Origin of the sequence: Paracoccus sp. Z118 (assembly GCF_019061185.1) — a bacterium.
Classification (GTDB): Bacteria; Pseudomonadota; Alphaproteobacteria; order Rhodobacterales; family Rhodobacteraceae; genus Paracoccus.
In genome coordinates this window covers 1-521 of record NZ_JAHQZU010000119.1, presented here as the reverse complement: position 1 = coordinate 521, position 521 = coordinate 1, and the positions used below count along the sequence as shown (strand labels likewise).

1 protein-coding gene is annotated in these 521 nt (G+C 66.2%); it reads right to left on the bottom strand.

Annotated features, from left to right (window positions below; translation table 11 throughout):
- Positions 1-63: 63 nt before the first annotated feature.
- On the bottom strand, positions 64-521 hold a 458-nt coding region (locus KTN05_RS17790; protein WP_217330684.1), incomplete at its 5' end, for a hypothetical protein.

The following is a 521-nucleotide window of genomic DNA, read 5'->3' as shown; positions in this document are numbered from 1 at the left end:
GCAACTTCGAGAAGGCGCAGCCGGCCGGAGACTGAGCTCCGCCGGCCTTGTGCTTTCCGGTGGTCAGGCCAGCGGCTCCCAGCCCGGATGCTCGAAATGTTCGCCATAGGCATTGAGCGCCTGGACGATTCTCGCAGCGCCCTCCTGCGCTGCGTCACCGGCTTCCAGATCCGAGAGGCCCTCCAGAACCTGCCCGAGCACCAGATGGAACTGCTCGTCTACCTCGGGGGTGAGCACGCAGGTCTCGACCATGAAATCGACCTGCGCCTGAACCTCGGCCGCAATCTCCTTTGCGGCGTCGGCGGCAAGCGTGTCGTCACGGATCGCGTCCAGGTTCGCCGCCATCGTGGCGCGGATCGCGTCCATGCCCTTGTGCATGTTCTCGTCGCCCTGCCATTTAGCGCCTTGGTTCAGGGTGAGTTCGATCGTTGCGGCACCATTCCCGTGGTCATGGGCCTGGGCTGCGGCGAGCCCGGGGGCGGTCCCCAGGGCGAGGGCAAAGGACAGGGCGAGGGTGGCTA